This window comes from Streptomyces hoynatensis (assembly GCF_003626535.1).
GTDB classification, from domain to species: Bacteria; Actinomycetota; Actinomycetes; order Streptomycetales; family Streptomycetaceae; genus Streptomyces; species Streptomyces hoynatensis.
This window is the reverse complement of the sequence record NZ_RBAL01000019.1, coordinates 1-23,834: the sequence shown is the minus strand read 5'-3', so window position 1 is coordinate 23,834 and position 23,834 is coordinate 1. Positions and strand designations below refer to the sequence as shown.

Here is a 23,834-nt window from a genome sequence, read left to right as displayed (position 1 = left end):
GCCGCATCGCCGGTACGGCCGACGCCCTTGTGACAAAGGCCGACAGGTGGCCCCGCGACTTTCGGTGGCAGGCCACGGAATCGGCAGGCGGCCCGGGCGCCGGGCCCCGGAGGCGCCATTGCATAAAGCTGCTGAGCTACGTATAGTCATGCCATCGGGTCGGGGATGGGCCGGAGTGAGGAGAGGGCCGTGCGGGCTGCGGTGGCGGGAGCGAGCGGATACGCCGGGGGAGAGATCCTGCGGCTGCTGATGGGGCACCCCGAGGTCGAGATCGGCGCGCTCACCGGCAACGCGCACGCGGGCGAGCGGCTCGGCGCGCTCCAGCCGCAGCTGGTCCCGCTGGCCGACCGGACGCTGGAGCCCACCTCGGCCGAGACGCTCGCCGGACACGACGTCGTCTTCCTGGCCCTGCCACACGGCCAGTCCGCCGCCGTCGCCGAGCAACTCGGCGACGGCGTCCTGGTCGTGGACTGCGGCGCCGACTTCCGGCTGGCCGACCCCGCGGACTGGGAGCGCTACTACGGCGGACCGCACGCCGGCACCTGGCCCTACGGGCTGCCCGAGCTGCCCGGCGCCAGGGACGCGCTGCGCGGCGCCCGGCGCGTCGCCGTCCCCGGCTGCTACCCCACGGCCGTCAGCCTGGCCCTCTTCCCGGCCTACGCCGCCGGGCTGGTGGAGCCGGAGGCCGTGGTCGTGGCCGCCTCCGGCACCTCGGGCGCGGGCCGCTCGCCCAAGCCGCACCTGCTCGGCAGCGAGGTCATGGGCGCGATGAGCCCCTACGGCGTGGGCGGCGTGCACCGGCACACCCCCGAGATGGCGCAGAACCTCTCCGCGGTGGCCGGGGAGCGGGTCACGGTGTCCTTCACCCCCACCCTCGCGCCGATGCCCCGCGGCATCCTCGCCACCTGCTCGGCCAAGGCGAAACCGTCGGTCACCGCGGCCGCCCTGCGGGAGGCGTACGCGAAGGCGACGGCGGGGGAGCCGTTCCTGCGGCTGCTGCCCGAGGGCCAGTGGCCCACCACGGGAGCCGTCCTCGGCTCCAACGCCGTGCTGCTCCAGGTCGCCCTGGACGAGACGGCGGGACGGGTCATCGCGATCAGCGCCATCGACAACCTGACCAAGGGCACGGCGGGCGGCGCCGTGCAGAGCATGAACATCGCCCGGGGACTCCCCGAGGAGCTGGGCCTGCCCACCACCGGGGTCGCCCCGTGACCCTCCCGCACGGGACTCCGGCACGCACCGAGCGGCCCGCGCCCCGCGCGCCGGCCACCACAGACAGAGGGGTTGAGCAGTGAGCGTCACCGCGGCAAGGGGATTCACGGCGGCCGGCGTCGCCGCCGGGATCAAGGAGAACGGCGATCCGGACCTGGCCCTCGTGGTCAACGAGGGCCCGCGCTTCGCCGCGGCCGGGGTCTTCACCTCCAACCGCGTCAAGGCGGCCCCCGTGCTCTGGTCGGAGCAGGTCCTGCGCGGCGGCCGGGTCACCGCGGTCGTCCTCAACTCCGGGGGCGCCAACGCCTGCACCGGCCCGCTCGGCTTCCAGGACACCCACGCCACCGCCGAGCACGCCGCCCGGGTCCTCGGCCACAGCGCGGGCGAGGTCGCCGTCGCCTCCACGGGCCTCATCGGCACCAGGCTCCCGATGGACAGGCTGCTGCCCGGCGTCGACGCCGCCGCGGGCGCGCTGTCCGCGCACGGCGGCGAGAAGGCGGCCATCGCCATCAAGACGACCGACACCGTGCACAAGACCGCGGTCGCCGAGGGGTCCGGCTGGACCGTGGGCGGCATGGCCAAGGGCGCCGGCATGCTGGCCCCCGGCCTGGCCACCATGCTCGTGGTCCTCACCACGGACGCCGACCTCGACGCGCCCGCGCTGGACGCGGCCCTGCGCACCGCCACCGCCGCCACGTTCGACCGGATCGACTCCGACGGCTGCATGTCCACCAACGACACCGTGCTGCTGCTCGCCTCGGGCGCCTCGGGCGTCACCCCGGACGCCGCCGAGTTCGCCGGGGCCCTGCACACCGTCTGCGCCGACCTGGCCGGGCAGCTGATCCGCGACGCGGAGGGCGCCTCCAAGGACATCCGCGTCGAGGTCGTCAACGCGGCGAGCGAGGCGGACGCCCTGGAGGTCGGCCGCTCCATCGCCCGCAACAACCTCCTGAAGTGCGCCGTGCACGGCGAGGACCCCAACTGGGGCCGGGTGCTCGCCGCCATCGGCACCACCTCGGCCGCCTTCGAGCCCGACCGGCTGAACGTCGCCATCAACGGCGTGTGGGTGTGCAAGAACGGCTCGTTCGGCGAGGACCGCGACCGGGTGGACATGCGCTTCCGCGAGGTCACCATCACCGCCGACCTGGCCGCGGGCGGCGAGTCCGCCGTCATCTGGACCAACGACCTCACCGCCGACTACGTACACGAGAACAGCGCCTACTCCTCATGACCGCACCCGCGCGCAAGCACACCGCGCTGCCCAAGGCCCGCATCCTCATCGAGGCGCTGCCCTGGCTCACCCGCCACCACGGCAAGACCGTCGTGGTCAAGTTCGGCGGCAACGCCATGGTCGACGACTCGCTCAAGGCCGCCTTCGCCCAGGACATCGTCTTCCTGCGCCACGCGGGACTGCGCCCCGTCGTGGTCCACGGCGGCGGCCCCCAGATCAACGCCCAGCTCGAACGGCTCGGCCTCACCTCGGAGTTCAAGGCCGGACTGCGCGTCACCACCCCGGAGACCATGGACGTGGTCCGCATGGTGCTCGCCGGTCAGGTGCAGCGCGAACTCGTCGGGCTGCTCAACCGGCACGGCCCGCTGGCCGTCGGCATGACCGGCGAGGACGCGCACCTGATGACGGCGACCAAGCGCTTCGCCGACGTCGAGGGGGAGCGGGTCGACCTCGGCCGGGTCGGCGAGATCACCGCCGTCGACACCGGGGCCATCGAGGCGCTGCTGGACGACGGCCGCATCCCCGTGGTCTCCTCCATCGCCCGCAGCACCGACGACGACCACGTCTACAACGTCAACGCCGACACCGCGGCCGCCGCCCTGGCCGCCGCGCTCCGCGCCGAGACGCTGATGGTGCTCACCGACGTCGAGGGCCTGTACGCCGACTGGCCGGCCAGCGACGAGGTGATCAGCCGCCTGACCGTCAGCGAGCTGGAGAAGCTGCTGCCCGACCTGGCCAGCGGCATGGTGCCCAAGATGGAGGGCTGCCTGCACGCCGTGCGCAGCGGGGTGCGCACCGCCCGGGTCATCGACGGCCGCGTCCAGCACTCGATCCTGCTGGAGATCTTCACCGACGAGGGCGTCGGCACCATGGTCGTCCCCGACCCCGCGGAGCCGCCGCCCGCGGCGGCCGGGCACCCCACCGCGGCCAACGGGGCAGCGGGAGACCGGCCGAACGGCGCGCCCGGGCAGGCAGCGGGCGAGGTGCCGGGGCAGGCGCCGGGAAACGCAGCGGCGGGCACCACGGGAAGCGCAACGGGAAACGCAACGGGAAGCGCAAGCGGAAAGGGACAGCCGTGACGGGCAACGAGGCACTGACCGCGCGCTGGCAGGGCGCGCTGATGAACAACTACGGCACCCCGCGCCTGCCCGTCGTCCGCGGGGCGGGCGCCAGGCTGTGGGACGCCGACGGCAAGGAGTACCTCGACTTCCTCGGCGGCATCGCCGTCAACTCCCTGGGCACCGGCCATCCCGCCGTGGTCCGGGCGGTCTCCGAGCAGATCGCCCGCCTGGGCCACGTCTCCAACCTCTTCGTGGCCGAGCCCCCCGTGACCCTCGCCGAGCGGCTGCTGTCCCTTGACGGGCGCCAGGGCCGGGTCTACTTCTCCAACTCCGGGGCGGAATCCGTCGAGGCGGCGTTCAAGATCGGCCGGCTCACCGGGCGCCGCCACATGGTGGCCACCCAGGGCGGCTTCCACGGCCGCACCATGGGCGCCCTCGCCCTCACCGGGCAGCCCGCCAAGCAGCGGGGGTTCCAGCCCCTGCCGGGCGAGGTGACCCACGTGCCCTACGGCGACGCCGAGGCGCTGCGGGCCGCCGTCACCACGGACACCGCGCTGGTGATCCTCGAACCCATCCAGGGCGAGAACGGCGTCGTCGTGCCGCCCGAGGGCTACCTCGCCGCCGCCCGCGAGATCACCCGGGCCACCGGCACCCTCCTGGTCCTCGACGAGGTGCAGACCGGCATCGGCAGGACCGGCCACTGGTTCGCCTGCCAGGCCCAGGGCGTCGAACCCGACGTCGTCACCCTCGCCAAGGGCCTGGCGGCCGGGCTGCCCATCGGCGCCACCCTCGCCTTCGGGGAGGCCGCCGACCTGCTCGCCCCCGGTGGGCACGGCTCCACCTTCGGCGGCAACCCGGTCTCCTGCGCCGCGGCGCTCGCCGTGCTCGACACCATCGAGTCCGAGGGTCTGCTCCAGCGGGTCAAGGAGACCGGCGAACGGCTGCGCGACGGCATCTGGAACCTGGGACACCCCCTCGTGGAGGGTGTCAGGGGCGCGGGCCTGCTGCTCGGTATCGTGCTCACCGAGCCGCTCGCGCCCCAGGTGCAACGGGCGGCCCAGGACGCGGGTCTCCTGGTGAACGCCGCCGTGCCCGACGTGGTGCGGCTCGCTCCGCCGCTGATCATCGGCGAGGCCGAGGTGGAGGCGTTCCTCAGGGTGCTGCCCGCCGTGCTCGACGACGCGGATTCCTCCGCGCCGTGACCCGATGACCCGGAGGGGGACATGAGCGACGAGCGCCGGCCGGCGGGGGGATCCGCGAGACCCGCCGGCGGTCCCGCGGTGCCGCAGACCCGCACCGCGAGGCACCGCAGGATCGTGGAGTTGCTCAACCGGCAGCCGGTGCGCTCCCAGAGCCAGCTGGCCAAGCTGCTGGCGGACGACGGGCTGAGCGTCACGCAGGCGACGCTCAGCCGCGATCTCGACGAGCTGGGCGCGGTGAAGATCCGCAACGCGGCGGGCGAGCTGATCTACGCCGTGCCGAGCGAGGGCGGGTTCCGCACCCCCCGCGCCCCGCTGGGGGAGTCGGCCAAGGAGGAGCGGATGGCCAGGCTCGCCGGCGAGCTGCTGATCTCGGCGGAGGCCTCGGCCAACCTGGTCGTGCTGCGCACCCCGCCCGGCGCCGCCCAGTTCCTCGCCTCCGCGATCGACCAGGCCGAGGTGCACGACATCCTCGGCACCATCGCGGGCGACGACACGCTGCTGCTGATCAGCCGCGATCCGGTGGGCGGGCAGTCGCTCGCGGACCACCTGCTGCGGCTGGCGCAGAAGCAGAAGGAGGAGCAGCCGGAGGGGGCCCGCCCGGCGCGGGGGAGCGCGGGCTGAGCGCCGCGAGCGGCCGCGGCATCGCGAACCGCAGCGTCTCCGTGGCGACCTGCACCTCCTCGACGTCCCGGTAGCCGCGTGCGGCGAGGGCGGCCACCAGCTCGGTGACGAGCACCTCGGGCACGGAGGCGCCCGAGGTGACGCCGACCGCGCGCACGCCCTCGAACCACTCCTCGGCGACCTGCCCCGCGTGGTCGACGAGGTGGGCGGCGCGCGCCCCGGCCCGCAGCGCGACCTCCACCAGGCGCGCGGAGTTGGAGGAGTTCGCGGAGCCGACCACGAGCAGCAGCTCGCACCGGGCGGCGATCGCGCGCACCGCGTCCTGCCGGTTCTGGCTGGCGTAGCAGATGTCGTCGCCCGGCGGGTCGGCGAGCAGCGGCAGCCTGTCCCGCAGCGCCCCTGCGGTACGCGTCACCTCGTCGACGGCGAGCGTGGTCTGCGAGAGCCACACCACGCGCGAGGGGTCGGACACCGAGAGCCGCCCGGCGTCCTCGGGCGACTCCACGATGTGGATGTGGCCGGGCGCGTGGCCCACGGTGCCGGTCACCTCCTCGTGGCCGGCGTGGCCGATCAGCGCGATCTCGTAGCCCTCGGCCGCGAACCGCTCGGCCTCCCGGTGGACCTTGGTGACCAGCGGGCAGACCGCGTCGATCACCCGCAGGCCGCGGGCGGCGGCCTGGGCGTGGACCGCGGGGGAGACCCCGTGCGCGGAGAAGACCACGAGCGCCCCCTCGGGGACCTCGTCGAGCTCCTCGACGAACACCGCGCCGCGGGCCGAGAGTTCGCCGACCACGTGGGTGTTGTGCACGATCTGGCGGCGCACGTACACCGGCGGGCCGTGGCGGAGCAGCGCCTGCTCCACGGTGCTCACCGCACGCTCCACGCCGGCGCAGAAGCCCCGGGGGGCGGCGACGAGCACCTTCCCCCTCGTCCGCTCACCTGTCTGCCCACCCGTCTGCGCCCCCGCCGGCGCCTGCGTCCGAGGGTCGTGCCCCGGCCGCCGCCCTCCCGCCGGGTCCCGCGGCGGCGTTCCCGGCACGGCCTCCGGCGCCGTTCCCGGCCCCCCTTGCCGGTTCCCGGGCGGCCTCTCCTGCGGCCTCGGGGAACCGGCCCCCTTCCGCTGCTCCGTCTGTGCCCTCGGTCCCATCGGCTGGAAAGCCCCTCTCGGCGGATCGGAAGACGGCGCCGGTCGCTCCGGCGCCGGGTACGGCGTGGATGTGCGCATGGCGTGGCGGGCGCGGCTCCCGCCCCGGCCGCGTGCCCCGGCGGACGGGCCCGGGCGGGCGCGCCCCGGTGTGGCGGGCGGGCCCCGGTGTGGCGGGCCGGCCCGCGAGGAGCCGGGTCAGTGGTCGCGGCGGGCGGCGAGCCTGGCGAGCGCCGCGAGTTCCGCGGCGGCCGACCGGGCCGGGCGGGCGGCCTCCAGGCAGGCGAGGGCGAGGTCGAGTTGCTCGCCCGCGGCCCGCTCGGCCCAGGCCCTGCCGCCCGCCTCCTCCACGAGCGCCGTCAGCTCGGCGACCTCGGCCGCCTGCGCCGCCGGGCCCCCGGAGAGCCGCTCGTCCGGCCCGCCCGCCGCCTGCCCGGCCCGCGGCCCGGCGTAGCGCTCGGCGAGCCGCCGTCCCGCGGCGGTGCCCGAGTCGAGGGCCGCGGCCACCGGGAGGGACTTCTTCCTCGCGGCGAGGTCCGCCCCCGCGGGCTTGCCGGTCACCTCGGGCGCCCCCCAGATGCCGAGCAGGTCGTCGGCGATCTGGAAGGCGAGGCCGAGGTGGGTGCCGAAGCGGCGCAGCGCGTCGACCTGCTCGGGGGCGCCGCCGCCCCACAGGGCGCCGAGGGCGCAGGCACAGGACAGCAGCGCGGCCGTCTTGCGCTCGCTCATCGCCAGGCACTCGGCGAGCGTGACGTGCGCGCGTTCCTCGAAGGCGAGGTCGCTCTGCTCCCCCTCGATCAGCTGCGTGGTGGCCTCGCTCAGCCAGCGGACGCCGGTCACGGACAGCGGATGCCCCGGCTGGTCGGACAGCACCCGCCCGGCGTGGATCAGCAGGGCGTCCCCGGCCAGCAGCGCGGCGGAGGCGCCGAACACCTTCCAGGCGGTGGGCCGGTGCCTGCGGGTGGCGTCGCCGTCCAGGATGTCGTCGTGCAACAGCGAGAAATTGTGCACGAGTTCGACGGCCACCGCGGGCGGCAGCGCCGCCTGGGCGGTGCCGCCGACGGCCTCGGCGCAGCCGATGACCAGCGCCGGGCGCAGCGCCTTGCCCGCCGTGCCGCTCGCCGGGCGCCCCGCGCCGTCGGTCCAGCCGAAGTGGTAGGAGGCCACCCGCGCCACCGGCCCCGGCAGCCGGTGCACCCAGGCGCGCAGCGCCGGGTCGAGCAGCGTGCGGGCGCGTTCCAGCGCGGCGCGCGCGGTGCGGTCCTGCTGCGCCGTGTCGGGCAATGTCGTCATGACGTGGCCTCCGCCTCCTCCTCGCCCCCGGCGCGCGCGCTTGCGGCTCCGGCCTCCCGGGCTGCGCGCGGCAGGGCGCGCCCGGCGGAGTGGCCGCCGAAGGCGAGGCCCTGGGCGGTGGCCCGCGGAGGAGAGGCCGGAGGGCCGAGGGCAACGGACATGCGGGGCTCCCTCCCACGCGGCGGTCGTGTTGTCAGCTTGGCCGCTGAGTGTGGGGGCCGGAACGGCGCATTCCCGAGCGCACGCGCGCCGGGCGAAACCAACGCGCGCTGTTGCCGGGACGGGCAACCGTGCTGACCAGGAGGTCTGTTAGGGCCAAAGGTGTCGACGCAGCGTTCCGCGCCAGGGGTAAATCACCCGTGTGGGTGATGCGGGCTGAGGAGCCCGACTGCCGCCGCGCCCCGGGGGCGGCGGAGGGGAGAAGAGGGGGCCGGGGGCTCAGGCGGGCGGCTGGTGCAGGCCGAAGGGGGAGCCCTGGTCGTCGCGGCACAGCACGAAGCGGCCGAGGCGCGCCTGCAGGTGCGGGTCGCCGTCGGGGGCGACGCTCTCCACGGAGCCGCCCAGCTCCCGCACCTTCCGCAGGGCGGCCTCCATGTCGCCCGCCCGGAAGTAGACGAGGGGCGGCGCGTCCGGGTCCTGCCCGTGCAGGCCGCCCGCGACGCCGAGGCCCGAGATCAGCAGGCCGCCCTCGGTGGGGCCGGGGCTGAAGGTCCACCCGAAGAGCCCGGCGTAGAAGGTGCGGGCGAGGGTGGGATCGGCCACGCCCAGCTCGACGAACGCCACCTCACCGGCCATGGAGACTCCCTCCGCCCGCAGTCGCTGTGACGTACGTCACGGTACCGGCCGCGGGGGAGGCCCGCCCGTCGCCGTACGCCCGGCCGGGTCCGCGCCGGGACCGGCGGGGGTTGCGGGGGTTGCGGGGTGTGCGGCGTGCGCCCGGCCGCCGCGGGCCCCGTGCCCCGGAGTGCACCGGATTGACGAAACATACGGGCTGCCGCATACTTATTCCTGTCAGCGCATGCTTCCTAAGGAGACACCCGTGACCCAGCGCGTCGTACTCGCCTATTCGGGCGGCCTGGACACCTCGGTCTGCATCGGCTGGATCGCCGAGGCCACCGGGGCCGAGGTGATCGCCGTCGCCGTGGACGTCGGCCAGGGCGGCGAGAGCCTGGATGTCATCCGCAAGCGCGCGCTGGCCTGCGGTGCCGTCGAGGCCGAGGTCGTCGACGCCAAGGACGAGTTCGCGCAGGAGTACTGCCTGCCCGCGATCAAGGCCAACGGCCTCTACATGGACCGCTATCCGCTGGTGTCCGCGCTCTCCCGGCCGCTCATCGTCAAGCACCTGGCGGCCACCGCCCGCAAGCACGGCGCCGGCACCGTGGCCCACGGCTGCACCGGCAAGGGCAACGACCAGGTCCGCTTCGAGGCCGGCATCGCCTCCCTGGCCCCCGACCTCACCTGCATCGCCCCCGTCCGGGACTACGCGATGACCAGGGACAAGGCCATCGCCTTCGCCGAGGAGAAGGGCCTGCCGATCGTCACCACCAAGAAGTCGCCCTACTCCATCGACGCCAACGTCTTCGGCCGCGCCATCGAGACCGGCTTCCTCGAGGACATCTGGAACGCCCCGATCGAGGACATCTACGACTACACCCAGGACCCGGCCGCCCCGCGCGAGCCCGACGAGGTCGTCGTCACCTTCGAGCGCGGCGTGCCCGTGGCCGTCGACGGCAACGAGGTCACGGTGCTCCAGGCCATCCAGGAGCTCAACGAGCGGGCGGGCGCGCAGGGCGTCGGGCGCATCGACATGGTCGAGGACCGGCTGGTGGGCATCAAGTCCCGCGAGGTGTACGAGGCCCCGGGCGCCATCGCGCTGATCACCGCGCACCAGGAGCTGGAGAACGTCACGGTCGAGCGGGAACTCGCCCGCTACAAGCGGCAGGTCGAGCAGCGCTGGTCCGAGCTGGTCTACGACGGCCTGTGGTTCTCCCCGCTGAAGCGGGCCCTCGACGGCTTCGTCGAGGAGGCCAACGCGCACGTCAGCGGCGACATCAGGATGACGCTGCACGGCGGGCGCGCCCAGGTCACCGGCCGCAGGTCGGCCTCCTCCCTGTACGACTTCAGCCTGGCCACCTACGACACGGGCGACGCCTTCGACCAGTCCCTCTCCAAGGGCTTCATCGAGATCTTCGGCATGTCCGGCAAGATCGCCGCGCGGCGGGACCTGGCCCAGTGACCGAGGCGCAGGGGCGGCCGGCCGCCGACGTGCGGCTGTGGGGCGGCCGGTTCGCGGACGGGCCCGCCGAGGCCCTGGAGCGGCTCAGCGCCTCCGTCCACTTCGACTGGCGGCTGGCCCCCTACGACATCGCGGGCTCCCGGGCCCACGCCAGGGTCCTCCGGCGGGCCGGGCTGCTCACCGAGGAGGAGCTGACGCGGATGCTGGAGGGGCTCGACCGCCTCGCCGCCGACGTGGCCGACGGCTCCTTCACCGGCACCGTGGCCGACGAGGACGTGCACACCGCGCTGGAACGCGGCCTGCTGGAGCGGCTCGGCCCCGCCCTCGGCGGCAAGCTGCGCGCCGGGCGTTCCCGCAACGACCAGGTGGCCACCCTCTTCCGCATGTACCTGCGCGACCACGCCCGCGTCATCGCCGGGCTGATCGCGGACCTGCAGGAGGCGCTGATCGCGCTGGCCGACGCCCACCCAGCGCTGCCCATGCCCGGCAGGACCCACTTCCAGCACGCCCAGCCCGTCCTCTTCGCCCACCACGTGCTCGCCCACGCCCAGGCCCTGCGGCGGGACGCCGAGCGGCTGCGGCAGTGGGACCGGCGCACCGCCGTCTCGCCCTACGGCGCCGGCGCGCTCGCGGGCTCCTCCCTCGGCCTCGACCCGGAGGCGGTGGCCGCGGACCTCGGCTTCGAGGGCGGCTCGGTGGCCAACTCCATCGACGGCACCGCCTCCCGCGACTTCGTCGCCGAGTTCGCCTTCGTCACGGCCATGATCGGCGTGGACGTCTCCCGCATCGCCGAGGAGATCATCGTCTGGAACACGAAGGAGTTCTCCTTCGTGACCCTGCACGATGCGTTCTCCACCGGGTCCTCGATCATGCCGCAGAAGAAGAACCCGGACATCGCCGAGCTCGCCCGCGGCAAGTCGGGGCGCCTGATCGGCAACCTCACCGGGCTGCTCGCCACCCTGAAGGCCCTGCCGCTCGCCTACAACCGGGACCTGCAGGAGGACAAGGAGCCCGTCTTCGACTCCTGCGACCAACTCGAGGTGCTGCTCCCGGCGTTCACCGGCATGCTCGCCACGCTCACCGTCAACGCCGAGCGGATGGCCGCCCTCGCCCCGGCCGGCTTCTCGCTCGCGACCGACATCGCCGAGTGGCTGGTGAAGCAGGGCGTCCCGTTCCGCGACGCGCACGAGATCGCCGGGGAGTGCGTCAAGGTCTGCGAGGCGGAGGACATCGAGCTCGACCAGCTCTCCGACGAGCAGTTCGCCAAGATCTCCCCGCACCTGACGCCCGAGGTCCGCTCGGTGCTCAGCGTGGAGGGCGCGCTGGCCGCCAGGTCCGCCCGCGGAGGCACCGCCCCGGCGGCGGTCGCCGCCCAGCTCGCCGAGACCAAGGCCGACCTGGCCAGGCAGCGGCAGTGGGTCGCCGCCCACCGCAGCCCGGTGGCCTGAAGCCGTCGCGGGCCCGCAGGGTCCGCACGGGGCCGGTGCCGCCGCCTTGCCCGGCGGCGGCACCGGCCCCGGCCTCACTCCCCGGGATAGCGCAGGCCGATGCGTTCGCGCACCGCGTCCAGGGTGCGCATCACGGCCAGGCTCCCCTCCCAGGGCACGAGCGGCGACTCCCGTTCGCCGGCCCGCAGGCAGCGCACCACCTCGGCGATCTGGTGCACGAAGGTGTCCGCCGGCCCCGGCACGGTGATCTCCTCGGGCTCGCGCCCCTGCCGGTGCAGCACGAAGCCGCCCGCGCTGAAGAAGCCGCGCGCGAACTCGATGCGCCCGGCCGAGCCGGTGACCGCCGCGGTCCGCGGCGTGTCCGCGGTCAGCGAGCAGCTCAGCGTGGCCCAGGCGCCCGAGGCATGGCCGAGCACCATCCCCGTGGTGAGGTCCACGCCGCCACGCAGCCGCGCCCAGGCCGCCACCTCGGTGGGCTCGCCGAGCAGCAAGTGCGCGAACGAGACCGGGTAGACGCCGAGGTCGAGCAGCGCGCCGCCGCCCAGGGCCGGGTCGAGCAGCCGGTGCGCCGGGTCGTAGGGGAGGTCGATCCCGAAGTCGGCCTGCACCGCCCGCACCTCGCCGATGGCGCCCTCGCGCACCAGCTCCCGCATCCGGCGCACGGCGGGGTTGCAGTACATCCACATGGCCTCCATCAGGAAGACCCCGCGCCGTTCGGCGAGCGCGACCAGCTCCTTGGCCTGCGCGGCGTTCAGCGTGAAGGGCTTCTCGCACAGCACCGGCTTCCCCGCCTCCAGGCAGGTCGCGACCGCCCGGTGGTGGGCGCTGTGCGGAGTGGCCACGTACACCACGTCCACCTCGGGGTCGGCGGCGAGCGAGGCCCAGTCCCCGTGGGCGCGCGGGATGCCGAAGCGCCGCGCGAACGCCTCGGCCGCGGCCGGGGAGCGGGAACCCACCGCCACCGCCTCGGCGTCGGGCAGCCCGGCCAGGTCTCCGGCGAGCCTGGCCGCTATGGAGCCGGTGGCCAGAATGCCCCAGCGGACCGGACGCGCCGCCAGGTCTCCGCGCTCGCTCATCCTCGGCACCCCTCCTCGAACCCCGCCCGGAACGGGCCGTCCACCGCGCTCGCGGCCGGATCATCGTAGTCACGGCCGGCCCGCGCACCGCCCGGCGCCCCCTGCGCGCGCCCCTCCCGCGCCGTCCCGGCGCCCCAACCCGGCCGCGCCGCCCTGGCCTTCCGCCGCCCGGGCGCGGACGCCGGATACCGTAAGGGCGCCCCCTGCCCACCGGCCCCGCAGGGCCGCGACACCCCGAGGAGCGAGGTCCGTCATGGCGTTCTCCCGCTTCGACCCGGGCGCCACGCCCACCGCCAGGATCGGCCTCGGCCTGGCCGCCGTCGGACGCCCCGGCTACCTGAACCTCGGGCGCTCGCGCGACCTGCCGGCCGAGCGCACCCCGGAGGCGATGCGCCGGCGCACCCACGAGGTCCTCGACGCCGCCCACGCCGGGGGCGTGCGCTACGTCGACGCCGCACGCTCCTACGGCCGCGCCGAGGAGTTCCTCGCCGGGTGGCTGGAGGCCCGCGGCCCCGCGGCCCGCGACGTCGTGGTCGGCAGCAAGTGGGGCTACACCTACACCGCAGGCTGGCGGGTGGACGCCGAGGTGCCCGAGGTGAAGGACCACGGCGCCGCCGCCTTCGAGCGGCAGGCGGCCGAGAGCCGCGGCCTGCTCGGCGAGCGCCTGGACCTGTACCAGATCCACTCCGTCACCCCGGACAGCCCCGCGCTCGCCGACCGGGAGCTGCACGAGCGCCTGGCCGCGCTCGCCGCCGAGGGGGTGACGATCGGGCTGAGCACCAGCGGCCCGCGGCAGGCGGAGGCGGTGCGTGCCGCGCTCGACGTGACGGTGGCGGGCCGCCCGCTGTTCCAGACGGTGCAGTGCACGTACAACCTGCTCGAACCCTCCGCGGAACCGGCCCTGGCCGAGGCGCACGCGGCCGGCAGGACCGTGCTGGTCAAGGAGGCCCTGGCCAACGGCCGCCTGGCCGGGGAGGCCGCCCCGCCCGAGGTGCGCCGGATCGCCGCCGGGCTCGGCACCACCCCGGACGCCGTGGCCCTGGCCGCCGTCCTCGCCTGCGGCTGGGCAGGCGTGGTCCTCTCCGGCGCCGCGAGCGCCGCCCAGGTGCGGGCCAACCTGGCCGCGGCCACGCTCCCGCTGGAGGAGGGGCAGCGGGCCGCGCTCACCCGGCTGGCCGAACCCGCCGAGGAGTACTGGGCACACCGGGCCGCCCTGCCCTGGGGATGACGGCCGGCCCGGCCTCACTCCGGCCGGCGGGCTTCGGCCGTTTCCCCGGCACCGGTGCCGGCAGGCACCGGTGCCGGCAGGCACCGGTGCCGGCAGGCTCAGGCCGGCGGGCTCAGGCCGGGCCCCGCGCCCGGCGCAGGGCCGGGCCGCCGCCACCGCGCGGCTCAGGCCGCCTTCACCTTGGTGGCGTACATGTCGACGTACTCCTGGCCGGAGAGCCGCATGACCTCGGTCATCACCTCGTCGGTGACCGCCCGCAGCACGTAGCGGTCCCGGTCCATGCCCTCGTACCTGGAGAAGTCGAGCGGCGCGCCGAACCTCACCGTGATCTGCCGCCCGCGGCCCACCCGCGGCAGCCCCCGGCCCCCCGGCTGCACCCGGTCGGTCCCGATCATCGCGAAGGGCACCACCGGCGCCCCCGTCATCAGCGTCAGCCGGGCGATGCCGGTGCGCCCCCGGTACAGGCGGCCGTCGGGGGACCTGGTGCCCTCCGGGTAGATCCCGAAGACCTTGCCCTCCTCCAGCACGCGCCGCCCGGTCATCAGCGCCGCGACGCCGCCGTGCCCGCCGTCCCGGTCCACCGGAATCATCCCGACGGAGGTGAAGAACAACGCCATCAGGCGACCCTTGAGGGAGGTGCCCTTGACGTACTCGTTCTTCCCGATGAAGAACACCTGCCGCTTGCTGATCAGCGGCAGGATGATCGAGTCGATGAAGGTGAGGTGGTTGCCTGCCAGGATCACCGGGCCGCTCTCGGGTACGCGTTCGAGCCCCTCGACCCGCGGACGGAAGAACAGCTTGAGCAGCGGGCCGATCAGTACCTTCATCAGCACGAATCGGGACAACTTCCCCTCCGGTCGTTCATGGTCTCGAGGGCCCCGCCGATCCGGGAGCCGGCCGGGGAGTTCCGCGAGCGGCGCTCCGCGCCCGGCCGACGTTCGGCCGGTGTCCGGCCTGCGTCCGGCCGCACGGTAGGTGACGATACCCGGGCCCGCGCCGCCTCGCGCACAGGGTTCACACGCTGGATACTCAGTTTTGATGTGCCTTCGTCAGCCGTTTCCTCGCCCGTACCGGTGAGGACAGCGCGAGAGCCTTGGATCGGGCGCGATCAAGGGGCCGCGCCCGGCGCGCGGCCACCCCGGCGCGAGCTCAACGGAGAAACCATGGCAGCTCAGCAGGTGACAGGGGCGGACGGCACCCGCACGCGACACGTGGGCCGGCGCGCCCTCCTCGGCATGGCGGCGGCGGGCGCGGGCGGCGCCGCGCTGCTCGGCACCGCGGCGCCCACCGCCGGCGCCGCCACCACCCTGCGGCCCCGCGGCCGCGGCGCGCTCGGCGACCTCCCGGCGCCCACGGTCATCGGCCACCGCGGCGCCCCCGGCTACCGGCCGGAACACACCCTCGGCTCCTACCAGCTGGCCCTCGACCTCGGCGCCGACGTCATCGAGCAGGACCTCGTGCCCACCAAGGACGGCCACCTCGTGTGCCGCCACGAGAACGACATCACCGGCACCACGGACGTGGCCGACCACCCCGAGTTCGCGGACCGGCGCACCACCAAGACCGTCGACGGGCAGGAGCACACCGGCTGGTTCACCGAGGACTTCACCCTCGCCGAGCTCAAGACCCTCAGGGCCACCGAGCGCATCCCGGACCAGCGCCCCGACAACACCCTCTACGACGGCCGCTGGCAGATCCCCTCCTACGAGGAGGTGCTCGACTGGGCCGAGGAGCAGGGCCGCCGCCGCGGGCGCAAGGTCTGGCTCTACACCGAGACCAAGCACCCCACCTACTTCCGCTCCCTCGGCCTCGGCCTGGAGGAACGGCTCGCCCGCCTGCTGCGCGGCCACCGCCTCGACCGCGCCGACTCCCCCCTGATCCTCCAGTCGTTCGAGCCGAGCAGCATGCAGCGGATGGCGACGCTGGTGCGGACCCCGCGCGTCGTCCTCCTCGACGGCAAGGACACCCGCCCCTGGGACTTCGTGGACCAGGGCGACCGGCGCACCGTCGCCGACCTGGTGACCCCCCGCGGGCTGCGGGAGATCTCCGCCTACGCCCAGGGCATCGGCCCGACCACCCAACTGGTCATCCCGCTGCGCTCCGACGGCACCCTCGACCGGCCGACCTCCCTCGTCGGCGACGCCCACGAGGCCGGCCTCCTGGTCCACCCCTACACCCTGCGCAACGAAAACAGCTTCCTGCCCAGGGAGTTCCGCAGGGGGGAGGACCCGAACGCGTACGGGGACGTCTTCGGGGCGGCCCGCGCGTTCTTCGACACCGGAATCGACGGCATCTTCGCCGACCAGGCCGACACCGCGCTGCTGGCCGCCGCCGACCACAGGGCGCGCTAACCACAGGGCGCGCTGACCGGGGCCTTCGAGTCGGAAATCTCACAAGCCAGTTGGGGCGCACGCATTCCCCCGGCACCCGGCTCCCTAGCACAATGCTGACGGCGCGGGTCTGACCTGCGCCGTCAGGGCAATCGCCGGCCGGACGACCCTCCACGCACGCCCGGGCGGCTCGACACCTCGCTTGGGAGGCGTGTGCACATGGGCATGAGCGTCACGATCGACAACGCTACCGACCAGGATGCCGAGCAGATCCTCAAACTTCAGTACCTCTGTTTCCAGCCGGAAGCCGAGCTGTACGGGGACTACGGCATCGAGCCGCTCACCCAGACCCTGGCCGAACTGCGCACCGAGGTACGCGAGACCTGCGTGCTGGTGGCCAGGCTCGGCGCCGAGGTGGTCGGCTCGGTGCGCGGCACGGTGGACGCCGACGGCACCGCCTGCATCGGCCGGCTCATCGTGCACCCGAGGATGCAGCGCCACGGCCTCGGCGGCCGCCTGCTCGCCGCCATCGAGGAGCGCCTGGCCGCCGAGCGCGACGCCGCCCGCTACCGCCTGTTCACCGGCCACCGCAGCGCGGCCAACCTCCGCCTGTACCGCAGGCTCGGCTACGCACCCGTCTCCACCGAGGAGGTCTCGCGCCACCTGAGCATGATCACGCTGGAGAAGGAGGCGCCGCCCTCCCTGGCCGCCAGCGCCTGATCCCGGCGCTGCCACCGCCCTTCCGCGGCGTTTCCGCGGCGCCTCCCGAACGGTCTCCCGGCCGCCGCCCCGGCCCCCAACGGGCCCCGGGCGGCGGCCTCTTGCGTCACCGGGGTGAGGCGGCCGGCGCAGCCGGGCCGTGCTCCATGCGGGAGCGGCGCAGCCACAGCAGGCCGGTCACCGGCAGCACCACGGGGAAGAACACGTAGCCGAGGCCGTAGTCCGACCAGACCGTCGCGTCGGGGAACGCCGAGGGGTCGAGGAGCGTCCAGGTCCCCACCGTCAGCACGCCGGTCAGCTCCGCCGCGCAGCACACCATGGCCACCCGCCGCGCCGTCCGGCCGCCGCGCACCAGCGAGAGCGTGATGAAGGCGTACACCAGGGCCGCCAGCGCCGACAGCAGGTAGGCAAGCGGCGCCTCGTGGAACTTGGTGCTCAGCTGGTACGCCGACCGGGAGGCGGCCCCCACGGTGAACACCCCGTACAGGGTCACCAGCAGCCGGCCCGGGCCCTCGCGCAGGCTGCGCCGCGCCGCCTCCGCGCCCCGCTCCCGTTGCCCGGCCGCGCCCGCCGGGCCGGCCGCCTCGCGCACGTCCTCAGCCACCGACGCCTCCCGACCAGATGTCGACCAGCCGCAGCTGGAGCACCGCGAGCACCACCGCCCCCGCCGAGACCGTCGCCGAACCCCAGCGCGTCCGCTCGCTCAGCGAGACGATCCCGACCACGGGCAGGCACAGCAGTACCGCCACCAGGTAGGCCAGGAAGACGGCCGTGCCCTCGCCGGCCGGCCGGTCCCCGCCGGCCAGCCGCACCACGCCGACCACCAGCTGCCCCAGGGCCAGGAGCAGCACCACGGCCATGCCCCCGTAGTGCCAGTCCTTCACCGGCTGGTTCCTCGAAGCCGCGAGTCCGCACCAGGCGGCGAGCAGCAGGGCGGCCACCGCGACCGCGACCGTCAGCGGCGTAAGCATGCCGCCGACTCTACGGTGCGGCCCCGGCGGCCGGGCAGCCGGGCCCCGCGGAGCTGCGGAACGTGGCATCGGCCACAGCGCACCTGGTGGACGGGCCACCTGCTGCGTACGTCTGTTTTACTTGTGCACATGACGACGACGAGCGGACTGTTCGCGGCGACCGAGGCAGTGCTGATGCCCGGTGCGCGCTGTCGTTGTCGAATGTGCGCCCGCTGACGAGCCGCCTCAGGACCGGGACGCCGCCGCCCCGGCACCCCGCCCGCGGCTCCTCCCCGGCCGCGCCCTGACTCTCGCGGTCGCCCCCTCGCCCTGCCGCGCCCCGGCGCGAGCCTGCCCCCAGAAGTGCCCCGCGCCCGGGGCCGCGCCCCGCCGCGCCCCGGGCGCCCGACAGTGACGGAACCCAGTGATCACCACGACGGATCTCACCAAGGTCTACCGCTCGCGCGACCGCGAGGTCACCGCGCTCGACGGCGTCAGCCTGCACGTCAGGCCGGGCGAGGTCTTCGGCGTCATCGGCCGCAGCGGCGCCGGGAAGTCCACCCTGATCCGCTGCCTCAACCTGCTGGAGCGCCCCACCTCGGGCACGGTCACCGTGGACGGCGTCGACCTCACCGCCCTCGGCGGGCGCGGCCACCGCGCCCGCCGCCCGCTGCGCCAGGCCCGCGCCAGGATCGGCATGATCTTCCAGCACTTCAACCTGCTGTCCTCGCGCACCGTCAAGGGCAACGTCGAACTGCCCCTGGAGATCCTCGGCCTCGGCCGCCGCGAGCGCTCCCGCAAGGCCCTCGAACTGCTGGACCTGGTCGGCCTGGCGGACAAGGCCAAGGCGTACCCGGCCCAGCTCTCCGGTGGCCAGAAGCAGCGCGTGGGCATCGCCAGGGCCCTGGCCGGCGACCCCAAGGTGCTGCTCTCCGACGAGGCCACCTCGGCCCTCGACCCGGAGACCACCCGCTCGGTGCTCGGCCTGCTGCGCGACCTCAACCGGCAGCTCGGCCTGACGATCCTGCTCATCACGCACGAGATGGACGTGGTCAAGACGGTGTGCGACTCCGCGGCGCTCATGGCCGAGGGCCGGATCGTCGAGTCCGGCGCCGTCTCCGAGCTGCTCGCCACCCCGGGCTCCCGGCTCGCGCACGAGCTGTTCCCCGTCGGCGGGCCGCAGGGCGCGGCCGGCCGCACCACCGTCGACCTCACCTTCCACGGCGCCACCGCCGGGGACCCGGTCGTCTCCCGGCTCGCCCGCACCCACGGCATCGACGTCTCCATCGTCGGCGCCGCCCTGGACACCGTGGGGGGCCACCAGGTCGGCCGGATGCGGATCGAGCTGCCCGGCACCTTCGAGGACAACGTCCTGGCCATCGGCTTCCTGCGCGAGCAGGGGCTCACCGTGGAACTCCCCGCGCAGGCCGGCCTGCCGGGCCAAGGCGCCCCACCGCCGGACGGCGCCCCACCGCCCCCGCCCGCCTCCGGCCGGACCGCGGCAGCCGGCCGAGCCGGGGAAGCCGGGGAAGCCGGGGAGGGCGCGGAGACCGTGGGCGCCGAGGGTGCCGAGGGAGGTGCCGCATGACCTGGGAAGAGATGCGCCCCCTGCTGGAACAGGGCACCATCGACACCCTCTACATGACCTTCTGGTCGACCCTGGTCGCCGTCCTCGGCGGGCTCCCGCTCGGCGTGCTGCTGGTCCTCACCGACCGCGGCGGCCCGCTGCAGAACCTGCCGCTCAACCGGGTCATCGGCGTGGTGGTGAACGTCGGCCGCTCGCTGCCGTTCATCATCCTCATGGTCGCCCTGATCCCGGTGACCCGGTCCATCGTCGGCACCGCCATCGGCCCGACCGCCGCCATCGTGCCCCTGGCCATCGGCGCCATCCCCTTCTTCGCCCGGCTGGTGGAGACCGCCGTGCGCGAGGTGGACCACGGGCTGGTCGAGGCGGCCTGGGCGATGGGCGGCGGCACGTGGACCGTGGTGCTCAAGGTGCTGCTGCCGCAGGCCCTGCCCTCCCTCGTCGCGGGCCTGACCACCACCGTGATCGCCGTCATCGGCTACTCGGCGATGGCCGGCGCGGTCGGCGGCGGCGGCCTCGGCACCCTCGCCCTCACCTACGGCTACCAGCGCTTCGAGCACGGCTTCACCCTGATCACCGTCGCCGTCCTCGTCCTCGTGGTGACCGCGGTCCAGCTGCTCGGCGACGGCGCCGTGCGGCTCCTCGCCCGCCGCACCCGCACCTCGGGCTGACCCCCGGCGCCCTCCCGGGCGCGGCCACGACAGAAGACCTCCCGGAACCCCGGGACCCACCACCGACAACGACTCGCCACACCAGCTCAGCGAAAGGCACTTTTCGTGCGTACCTCCCTCAGGACCAGCGTCCTCCTCGCCTCGGCCACCGCCCTCGCCCTGGGCCTTGCGGCCTGCGGCACCGACTCCGACCCCGGCTCCGGCTCCGGCGGCGACGGGGCCCAGGCCGACCCCTCGGAGCCGCTGGTCGTCGGGGCGACCCCCGTCCCGCAGGCCGAGATCCTCGACTTCGTCAAGGACAACCTGGCCGAGGACGCCGGGCTGAACCTGGAGGTCAGGGAGTTCACCGACTACGTGCTTCCCAACACCGCCGTCGAGGACGGCGAGGTGGACGCCAACTACTTCCAGCACAAGCCGTACCTCGACGACTTCAACGAGAGCAACGGCACCCACATCGTCCCGGTGGTCAACGTCCACCTGGAGCCCCTCGGCCTGTACTCCGACGACCTCACGGACGCCGGCGAGCTGGTCTCGGGCGACACCATCGCCCTCCCCAACGACACCACCAACGAGGGCAGGGCCCTGCAACTGCTCGCGCGGAACGGCGTCATCGACCTCGCCGAGGGCGTCGGCGGCGACGCCACCCTGGCCGACGTCACCGACGACCACGGCCTGAAGTTCCAGGAGCTGGAGGCCGCCACCCTGCCGCGGGCCCTGGAGGACGTGGACGCCGCCGTCATCAACGGCAACTACGCCCTGGAGGCGGGCCTTTCCCCCGCCGACGACGCGCTGCTGATCGAGGATGCGGAGAATAACCCGTACGCGAACTTCCTGGCCGTGAAGGAGGGGAACGAGGACGACCCGCGGGTGCAGAAGCTCGCGGAACTGCTCAACTCCGACGAGGTGCGGCAGTTCATCGAGGACACCTACCAGGGCTCGGTCGTCCCGGCCTTCGGCACCCCCGCCTCCTGAGCACCCTTCCCGTCCGGGCCCCGGCCGCCTGTGGCCGGGGCCCGGCGCTGCGCGCGCGCCCGCCATGCTGCATGCTGATCTGCGCAGACCACAGGTAGGAGCGGCGCATGACACCCACCTTCCCCGACATCTCCATCAGCACGGAGCGGCTGGTGCTGCGCCCGTTCGAGGAAGCGGACATACCCGAGCTCGCCGACATGATGAACGACGAGCTCACCGTCGCCTGGACCTCGGTGCCCCACCCCTACACCACCCTTGAGGCCCGCGACTGGATCGCCCGCCAGGCCCCCGCGGAACGCCTCGAGGGCCGCGGCATCGTCCTGGCCGTCACCGAGCACCTCACCCACCGCCTGGTCGGCATCGTCCACCTGATGCACACCAACTGGCGGGCGCTGACCACCGAGGTCGGCTACGTGATCGCGCCCTGGGCCCGCGGCGAGGGCTATGCCGCGGAATCCGTGCTGGCCCTGGCCCAATGGCTGTTCGGGGACCAGAAGTTCGAGCGGCTGGAACTGCGCACCGCCGCGGGCAACACCGCCTCCCAGCAGGTGGCCCAGAAGATCGGCTGCATCAGCGAGGGAATCCTGCGCAACGCCGTCATCGTCCGCTCCCGCACCGAGGACGGCGGCTGGACCGACATCCGCAGCGACCTCATCGTCTGGGGCCTGCTGCCCGAGGACCTGGAGGAGCCGGGGCACCCGATGGGCAACCCCGCCCGCTGAGCCCCGCCGGCCGCCCACCCGGATGCGGCGCAACCGGCCTTGACGGTTTAGGCTCTTGCGCGTCCCGACCTGCGACGACACCGGGAGTCTGACACCATGGCCGACCGCGTCACCGTGATCGGATGGGACGGCTCCCCGCTGGACCCGGCCGCCAGGTCGGCGCTCCAGGCCGCCACCCTGGTCGCCGGCGCGCCGCGCCACCTGGCCCTCCCGGAAGTCCCCGCCCGCGCCGAGCGGGTGCAGCTGGGCAGCGTGTCCGTGGCCGCCAGGCGCATCGCCGCCCACCGCGGCACGGCCGTGGTGCTCGCCGACGGCGACCCCGGCTTCTTCGGCGTCGTCCGCGCCCTGCGCAACCCCGCCCACGGCCTGGAGGTCGAGGTGGTCCCGGCCGTCTCCGCGGTGGCCGCCGCGTTCGCCCGGGTCGGCATGCCCTGGGAGGACGCCCGCGTCGTCGTCGCCAACCGCCGCACGCTGCGCCGCGTGGTGAACGTCTGCCGCGCCCACCCGAAGGTCGCCGTGCTCACCTCGCCCGGCGCCGGGCCCGCCGAGATCGCCCTGCTGCTCGGCCAGGTGCACCGCACCTTCGTCATCTGCGAGTCGCTGGGCACCGGCCGGGAGCGGGTCTCCGTCCTCACCTCGGACGCCGTCTCGCAGCACCGCTGGAGCGACCCGAATCTGCTGATCGTCATAGGCGGCAGCGGCGTGACGCACACCGAGGGCGGCAGCTGGCTCGCCGGGGCCGACCCGGCCGCCGCCGCCCAGCCGCGCGGCTGGGGCCTGCCCCCCGCCGCCTACGCCCCCCGGCAGGGGGAGGGGCCGGAGCCGCAGGAGGCGCCCGCGTCTCTCACGGCGGGCCAGAGCCCGCAGCTGCGCGCCCTCGAACTCGCCGCCCTCGGCCCGGGCATCGGCGACCTGATGTGGGACGTGGGAAGCGGCGCGGGACTCGCCGCGGTGGACGCGGCCCGGCTCGGGGCGGCCGTCATCGCGATAGACCGCGACGGGGAGGCGCTGACCCGGGCGCAGGGAACCGCCCGCAGGCTCGGCGTCCAGCTGCACACCCTGCACGGGGTCGCGCCGCAGGCGCTCGCCGACCTGCCGGAGCCCGACGTGGTGCGGATCGGCGGCGGCGGCCCGCGCACCCTCGTCGCCTGCGCCGACCGCAGGCCGCAGCGCATCGTCACCCACGCGATGACGCGGGATCAGGCCGAGGCGGCGGGCCGGGTGCTGGCCGGCGCGGGCTACGCCGTCGAGTGCACCCTGCTGCAGTCGGTGCATCTGGACACCGGGGACTGGTCGGAGCGGGGCCGGACCGTCGTCTTCCTGCTGTCCGGAAGCCGGCTCGGAACCCACCGGTGACGAACCGGGATCATCCGGGATCACCCGCCCACCCGTGACCGGCGTCGCGCGACGGCACGGGTAGGCTGATGGACCGTTGTGCCGTCGGCCGGACTTGACGTTTCGTCCGTCATGTCCGGAGTGGGAAGGAGCTCGTGCGATGAGCTGTGCCAGGGGCCGCGGGATGGGCAAGGTGGAGGCATGACGGACACCGGTCAGGTGCCCGAGGCGGGAGCGCCGGAGCGGGCGGACGCCCGGCAGGAGGCCCACGACCAGCCGGAACTCGCGCCGGAGCAGACCGGCGAGCGGCACCCCCGACCCGGGCAACCCGTGGCGGCCGCGCCCGCGTTCCCCGTCCCAGGCGAGTATCAGGACGCGTTCCCGGGCGAGTTCCCCGGCGAGATCGACGAGTCCGCGGACGAGGCGGCCGAGGAGGAGGACCTCCTGATGCCGGGGTCGAGCGGCGCCTGGGCCGAGGGCGCCTCCCGGCCCGCCGTCATCCGCCCGCCCGCCCCCGTGCGGCGCCCCGCGGGAACGCCGACCGAGCCGGAGTACCTCGACATCGCGGCCGAGGTGGGCGAGGCGCCGCCCCGGCTCTCCGGCACCCTCCCGCCGCAGCCGGGCGCCTGGGCCGGGGCCCGCCAGGCCGGCGAGCCAGGGCCCGCGGGAGGGGCCCAGGCCGTCCGGCCCGCCGCGGCACCCGCCGCTCCCGCCCATCCGGCGGCCCCGGCACCGCCCAGGCCCGCCGCCGCGCCCGCGCCGGCCCGCCGGCCCGGCGCCGACCGCGGCGCTAGATC

Annotated in this window: 23 protein-coding genes and 1 pseudogene; 16 read left to right on the top strand and 8 right to left on the bottom strand. The window is 74.8% G+C overall.

Annotated features, from left to right (window positions below; translation table 11 throughout):
- Positions 1–165: 165 nt before the first annotated feature.
- From argC to D7294_RS25120, 5 genes are all read left to right on the top strand, one after another.
- On the top strand, positions 166–1,212 hold the full coding sequence (argC, locus tag D7294_RS25140) for an N-acetyl-gamma-glutamyl-phosphate reductase (RefSeq protein WP_120683635.1): 1,047 nt from the start codon (positions 166–168) through the stop codon (positions 1,210–1,212).
- Between the two features lie 79 nt (positions 1,213–1,291).
- On the top strand, positions 1,292–2,443 hold the full coding sequence (argJ, locus tag D7294_RS25135) for a bifunctional glutamate N-acetyltransferase/amino-acid acetyltransferase ArgJ (RefSeq protein ID WP_120683633.1): 1,152 nt from the start codon (positions 1,292–1,294) through the stop codon (positions 2,441–2,443).
- Positions 2,440–3,522, top strand: a complete 1,083-nt coding sequence (gene argB / locus D7294_RS25130) for an acetylglutamate kinase (RefSeq protein WP_174248439.1) — start codon at positions 2,440–2,442, stop codon at positions 3,520–3,522. Before argJ ends, argB begins: the two co-directional genes overlap by 4 nt.
- Complete coding sequence (locus D7294_RS25125) at positions 3,519–4,706, top strand: acetylornithine transaminase (RefSeq protein ID WP_120683631.1); 1,188 nt, start codon at positions 3,519–3,521, stop codon at positions 4,704–4,706. The genes argB and D7294_RS25125 overlap by 4 nt, the downstream gene beginning before the upstream one ends.
- A gap of 21 nt (positions 4,707–4,727) precedes the next feature.
- Positions 4,728–5,327, top strand: a complete 600-nt coding sequence (locus D7294_RS25120; protein WP_120683629.1) for an arginine repressor — start codon at positions 4,728–4,730, stop codon at positions 5,325–5,327.
- Here the strand turns inward: D7294_RS25120 and D7294_RS25115 are convergent.
- The 4 genes from D7294_RS25115 to D7294_RS25105 form a co-directional block, all read right to left on the bottom strand.
- Entirely contained in the window at positions 5,212–6,366 is a 1,155-nt protein-coding gene (locus D7294_RS25115; RefSeq protein WP_338325693.1) for a 4-hydroxy-3-methylbut-2-enyl diphosphate reductase, read from the bottom strand. The genes D7294_RS25120 and D7294_RS25115 overlap by 116 nt on opposite strands.
- Before the next feature lie 303 nt (positions 6,367–6,669).
- The gene (locus D7294_RS25110; protein WP_120683625.1) at positions 6,670–7,764 is read right to left on the bottom strand and encodes a polyprenyl synthetase family protein; all 1,095 of its coding nucleotides are present in this window, start codon (positions 7,762–7,764) and stop codon (positions 6,670–6,672) included.
- Positions 7,761–7,925 (bottom strand): hypothetical protein, encoded by a 165-nt coding sequence (locus tag D7294_RS32070; RefSeq protein ID WP_158674690.1) that lies wholly within the window; start codon positions 7,923–7,925, stop codon positions 7,761–7,763. Before D7294_RS32070 ends, D7294_RS25110 begins: the two co-directional genes overlap by 4 nt.
- Positions 7,926–8,202: 277 nt before the next feature.
- Entirely contained in the window at positions 8,203–8,559 is a 357-nt protein-coding gene (locus D7294_RS25105) for a VOC family protein (RefSeq protein ID WP_120683623.1), read from the bottom strand.
- Positions 8,560–8,803: 244 nt separating this feature from the next.
- Between D7294_RS25105 and D7294_RS25100 the strand changes: the two genes are divergently transcribed.
- Together D7294_RS25100 and argH are read left to right on the top strand one after the other, a co-directional pair.
- Positions 8,804–10,000 carry an argininosuccinate synthase gene (locus tag D7294_RS25100; protein ID WP_120683621.1) on the top strand — a complete coding sequence of 399 codons (1,197 nt, stop codon included), beginning with the start codon at positions 8,804–8,806 and terminating at the stop codon, positions 9,998–10,000.
- Entirely contained in the window at positions 9,997–11,448 is a 1,452-nt protein-coding gene (argH, locus tag D7294_RS25095) for an argininosuccinate lyase (RefSeq protein WP_120683618.1), read from the top strand. The genes D7294_RS25100 and argH overlap by 4 nt, the downstream gene beginning before the upstream one ends.
- Before the next feature lie 74 nt (positions 11,449–11,522).
- On the opposite strand, the gene D7294_RS25090 is transcribed toward argH, so the two are convergent.
- Positions 11,523–12,524 carry a Gfo/Idh/MocA family protein gene (locus D7294_RS25090; RefSeq protein ID WP_120683616.1) on the bottom strand — a complete coding sequence of 334 codons (1,002 nt, stop codon included), beginning with the start codon at positions 12,522–12,524 and terminating at the stop codon, positions 11,523–11,525.
- Positions 12,525–12,777: 253 nt separating this feature from the next.
- On the opposite strand from D7294_RS25090, the gene D7294_RS25085 reads away from it, so the two are divergent.
- Positions 12,778–13,752: an aldo/keto reductase gene (locus tag D7294_RS25085; RefSeq protein WP_120683614.1), complete on the top strand. Its 975-nt coding sequence runs from the start codon at positions 12,778–12,780 to the stop codon at positions 13,750–13,752.
- A gap of 164 nt (positions 13,753–13,916) precedes the next feature.
- On the opposite strand, the gene D7294_RS25080 is transcribed toward D7294_RS25085, so the two are convergent.
- Positions 13,917–14,597 (bottom strand): lysophospholipid acyltransferase family protein, encoded by a 681-nt coding sequence (locus tag D7294_RS25080; protein WP_120683612.1) that lies wholly within the window; start codon positions 14,595–14,597, stop codon positions 13,917–13,919.
- 318 nt (positions 14,598–14,915) lie between these two features.
- On the opposite strand from D7294_RS25080, the gene D7294_RS25075 reads away from it, so the two are divergent.
- Together D7294_RS25075 and D7294_RS25070 are read left to right on the top strand one after the other, a co-directional pair.
- The gene (locus tag D7294_RS25075; protein WP_120683610.1) at positions 14,916–16,103 is read left to right on the top strand and encodes a glycerophosphodiester phosphodiesterase; all 1,188 of its coding nucleotides are present in this window, start codon (positions 14,916–14,918) and stop codon (positions 16,101–16,103) included.
- Positions 16,104–16,301: 198 nt separating this feature from the next.
- Complete coding sequence (locus D7294_RS25070) at positions 16,302–16,802, top strand: GNAT family N-acetyltransferase (protein ID WP_120683608.1); 501 nt, start codon at positions 16,302–16,304, stop codon at positions 16,800–16,802.
- A 106-nt stretch (positions 16,803–16,908) separates the two neighbouring features.
- Here D7294_RS25070 and D7294_RS25065 read toward each other — a convergent pair whose 3' ends face one another.
- Entirely contained in the window at positions 16,909–17,406 is a 498-nt protein-coding gene (locus D7294_RS25065) for a hypothetical protein (RefSeq protein WP_422070739.1), read from the bottom strand.
- Positions 17,399–17,773 (bottom strand): hypothetical protein, encoded by a 375-nt coding sequence (locus tag D7294_RS25060; protein ID WP_120683607.1) that lies wholly within the window; start codon positions 17,771–17,773, stop codon positions 17,399–17,401. The genes D7294_RS25065 and D7294_RS25060 overlap by 8 nt, the downstream gene beginning before the upstream one ends.
- A gap of 403 nt (positions 17,774–18,176) precedes the next feature.
- Between D7294_RS25060 and D7294_RS25055 the strand changes: the two genes are divergently transcribed.
- From D7294_RS25055 to D7294_RS25030, 6 genes and pseudogenes are all read left to right on the top strand, one after another.
- Positions 18,177–19,340, top strand: a complete 1,164-nt coding sequence (locus tag D7294_RS25055) for a methionine ABC transporter ATP-binding protein (RefSeq protein WP_120683605.1) — start codon at positions 18,177–18,179, stop codon at positions 19,338–19,340.
- Complete coding sequence (locus tag D7294_RS25050; RefSeq protein ID WP_120683603.1) at positions 19,337–20,008, top strand: methionine ABC transporter permease; 672 nt, start codon at positions 19,337–19,339, stop codon at positions 20,006–20,008. The genes D7294_RS25055 and D7294_RS25050 overlap by 4 nt, the downstream gene beginning before the upstream one ends.
- A gap of 105 nt (positions 20,009–20,113) precedes the next feature.
- On the top strand, positions 20,114–20,980 hold the full coding sequence (locus D7294_RS25045; RefSeq protein ID WP_120683601.1) for a MetQ/NlpA family ABC transporter substrate-binding protein: 867 nt from the start codon (positions 20,114–20,116) through the stop codon (positions 20,978–20,980).
- 107 nt (positions 20,981–21,087) lie between these two features.
- Positions 21,088–21,702, top strand: coding sequence for a GNAT family N-acetyltransferase (locus D7294_RS25040; RefSeq protein ID WP_120683599.1), 615 nt, complete (start codon positions 21,088–21,090; stop codon positions 21,700–21,702).
- A 96-nt stretch (positions 21,703–21,798) separates the two neighbouring features.
- A complete protein-coding gene (cbiE, locus tag D7294_RS25035; RefSeq protein ID WP_120683597.1) occupies positions 21,799–23,058 on the top strand; it encodes a precorrin-6y C5,15-methyltransferase (decarboxylating) subunit CbiE in 1,260 nt (419 codons plus the stop codon).
- A gap of 180 nt (positions 23,059–23,238) precedes the next feature.
- Positions 23,239–23,834 (top strand): annotated as a pseudogene (locus D7294_RS25030) (hypothetical protein); the annotation flags it as partial.

Excerpts from the sequence above, each read along its gene's own strand:
- argC (WP_120683635.1), top strand. The coding sequence starts at position 166 with ATGGGCCGGAGTGAGGAGAGGGCCGTGCGGGCTGCGGTGGCGGGAGCG.
- argB (WP_174248439.1), top strand. The coding sequence starts at position 2,440 with ATGACCGCACCCGCGCGCAAGCACACCGCGCTGCCCAAGGCCCGCATC.
- D7294_RS25120 (WP_120683629.1), top strand. The coding sequence starts at position 4,728 with ATGAGCGACGAGCGCCGGCCGGCGGGGGGATCCGCGAGACCCGCCGGC.
- D7294_RS25110 (WP_120683625.1), bottom strand. The coding sequence starts at position 7,764 with ATGACGACATTGCCCGACACGGCGCAGCAGGACCGCACCGCGCGCGCC.
- D7294_RS32070 (WP_158674690.1), bottom strand. The coding sequence starts at position 7,925 with ATGTCCGTTGCCCTCGGCCCTCCGGCCTCTCCTCCGCGGGCCACCGCC.
- D7294_RS25105 (WP_120683623.1), bottom strand. The coding sequence starts at position 8,559 with ATGGCCGGTGAGGTGGCGTTCGTCGAGCTGGGCGTGGCCGATCCCACC.
- D7294_RS25090 (WP_120683616.1), bottom strand. The coding sequence starts at position 12,524 with ATGAGCGAGCGCGGAGACCTGGCGGCGCGTCCGGTCCGCTGGGGCATT.
- D7294_RS25085 (WP_120683614.1), top strand. The coding sequence starts at position 12,778 with ATGGCGTTCTCCCGCTTCGACCCGGGCGCCACGCCCACCGCCAGGATC.
- D7294_RS25075 (WP_120683610.1), top strand. The coding sequence starts at position 14,916 with ATGGCAGCTCAGCAGGTGACAGGGGCGGACGGCACCCGCACGCGACAC.
- D7294_RS25070 (WP_120683608.1), top strand. The coding sequence starts at position 16,302 with ATGGGCATGAGCGTCACGATCGACAACGCTACCGACCAGGATGCCGAG.
- D7294_RS25060 (WP_120683607.1), bottom strand. The coding sequence starts at position 17,773 with ATGCTTACGCCGCTGACGGTCGCGGTCGCGGTGGCCGCCCTGCTGCTC.
- D7294_RS25050 (WP_120683603.1), top strand. The coding sequence starts at position 19,337 with ATGACCTGGGAAGAGATGCGCCCCCTGCTGGAACAGGGCACCATCGAC.
- D7294_RS25040 (WP_120683599.1), top strand. The coding sequence starts at position 21,088 with ATGACACCCACCTTCCCCGACATCTCCATCAGCACGGAGCGGCTGGTG.
- cbiE (WP_120683597.1), top strand. The coding sequence starts at position 21,799 with ATGGCCGACCGCGTCACCGTGATCGGATGGGACGGCTCCCCGCTGGAC.